The organism is Sinomonas sp. G460-2 (assembly GCF_047759905.1).
Taxonomy (GTDB): domain Bacteria; phylum Actinomycetota; class Actinomycetes; order Actinomycetales; family Micrococcaceae; genus Sinomonas.
Map to the genome: position 1 here is coordinate 1 of NZ_JBKZWT010000460.1, position 2167 is coordinate 2167.

Below are 2167 nucleotides of genomic sequence, written 5' to 3' on the forward strand. Positions count from 1 at the left end.
CCGGCTGCTCCTCGTGGCCGGGGTGCTCGGCCTGCTCACGGTCGGCGACGGCTTCCTGTATCTCGTGCTGCAGTCCCGGACGGCCTTCGCGGCGGAATGGTTCCCGCTGCTCTACGTCGGGACCAACGTGGCCTATCTGCTCCTGGCTATCCCGATGGGTCGGCTCGCCGACAGGTGGGGGAGGACCCGCGTCTTCCTCGCCGGGCACGGCGCGCTGCTCGCCGCCTATGTCTGCGCCGTCCTGCCCTGGGCGGGGCTGCCGGCCACGGTGGGAACGCTCGTGCTCCTGGGCGTCTTCTACGCCGCCACGGACGGGGTGCTCGCCGCCCTCGCCGGCCTGCTCTCGCCGCATCAGTCCGCGGCGAGCGGCATCGCCGCCGCCCAGACGGTCGTCGCCGTCGCCCGCCTCATCGCCTCGACGGGCTTCGGCCTGCTCTGGTACGCGATCGGCAGTCAGGCGGCCCTGTGGCTCGTCGCCGCCGGGCTCGCGCTCGCCCTGCCGTTCGCGGTCATGCTGCTTCGGACGGCCCAGAAGGTCACCGCGTGACCACCAGGACCCGGAGCATCGTGCTCCTCGTGGTGATCCTCCTGGCCCTCGGCGGGGCGGGCGGCTACGGGGTCTGGGCGTATGCCCGGTACCAGGAGCAGTCGCGCGCCCCGTCCGAGGTCCCGGTCGCCTCCGCGGCGCCGGCGGGCCCGGTGATCTTCTTCCGCAACACGGCCTCCGGGCAGGGCCAGGGCATGGTGGCCACTGTCCCCGCGAGCAGCCCCCACGGATCGCGGACCCTGACCGCCCAGGCCTGTGACCGCATCGATGTCGCGGCGGGCCGGCGAATCTGCCTGCACGCCCAGATCGGCCTCGTCAACAGCACGGACGAGGAAATCCTGGACGCTGACTGGCATCTGCTGCGCACCCGGACTCTCGCCGGGGCGCCCAGCCGGGCGCGGCTTTCCTTCGACGGAACCCTGGCCGCCTCCACCGTGTTCGTCACGGGCCACGCCTACTCGAGCTCGTTCTCGACCGCGACGGAGATCTCCGCCACCGACGGCTCGAGCCTCGGAAACCTCGAGAACTTCGCCATCGACGTCCCCGGCACCACGTTGGCCCCCCAGGAACGCAACGTGTGGGGCGTGACGTTCGCCAAGGACGGGGACACGTTCTACGCGACCGTTGGCTCCTCCGATCGGAACTGGCTCGTTCGCGGCAGCATCAAGCAGCGGACGCTCACCGCCATCCACTCCGGGGTCGAATGCCCGTCACTCTCGCCCGATGGCACCCGGATCGCCTTCAAGATCAAGTCGCCCGACCCGAATCAGCCCCTCGTCAGGCTCCTCGCCGTCCTGGACCTCACGACCGATCGGGTCACGCGCCTCGCGGAGGCCCGCAACGTCGACGACCAGGCCGAGTGGCTCGACGATTCGACCATCCTCTACGGGCTGGCCCGCGGCGCCCCGATAGGAGACAGCGACGTCTGGTCCCTCCCCGCGGACGGCACCGGGGTGCCCTCACTGTTCATCGAGCACGCGTGGTCCCCGGCCGTCGTCATCCAGTAGTTCGGCCCGGGGCCGGAAAACTGGGCGGGAAAACTGGTCGGGAAAACTGGCCGGGCGGGAAGCGCGGATCGCGCCATTTCCGCAAGCGCTTGCGGTACCGATTCGGTTCTCGTTAGGCTCGTCACATGTCCGTTTCGGTCCAGAGTGTCGCCGAGCGCGCCGGAGTCTCGATTTCGACCGTTTCCCGCGCCCTCCGCGGCGTCGCGGGGATCTCGGAGGCGACCCGCAAGCGCGTGCGAGATGCCGCCGATGAACTCGGCTACGTGACCTCGCCGAGCGCCTCCCGCCTCGCGACGGGCCGCACGAGCACAGTCGCCATCATCGTCCCGCTCCTCGCAAAGTGGTTCTTCGCCGAGGTGATCGCCTCGGCGGGGCGGGTCCTGAACCGCGAGGGCTACGACGTCCTCCTCACGGAGCTGCCCACCACCCAGGCGCGGGCGGAGTTCTTCACCGCGCCGCGCCTGCACGGGCGCTCCGACGGCGCCCTCGTCGTCGCCCTCCAGCTTGAGCCCGGTGAGCTCGCGGCGCTCGAGGCTCAGGGCCAGGCGGTCGCGCTCGTCGGCTCCGAGCGCGGAGGGACGTCCTCGGTCCGCGTCGATGACCGGGGCGGCGG

General features: G+C 71.3%; 3 protein-coding genes. All 3 read left to right on the forward strand.

Features of this window, described 5'->3' with window-relative positions; genetic code table 11:
• The coding region (locus tag ACLN58_RS21395) for an MFS transporter (protein WP_415857232.1) at nt 1-547 on the forward strand (547 nt) is incomplete at its 5' end.
• The gene (locus ACLN58_RS21400) at nt 544-1554 is read left to right on the forward strand and encodes a hypothetical protein (RefSeq protein WP_415857233.1); all 1011 of its coding nucleotides are present in this window, start codon (nt 544-546) and stop codon (nt 1552-1554) included. The genes ACLN58_RS21395 and ACLN58_RS21400, both read left to right, overlap by 4 nt.
• Nucleotides 1555-1679: 125 nt before the next feature.
• Nucleotides 1680-2167 (forward strand): LacI family DNA-binding transcriptional regulator (locus ACLN58_RS21405; protein ID WP_415857234.1); only part of this gene is annotated, 488 nt, incomplete at its 3' end.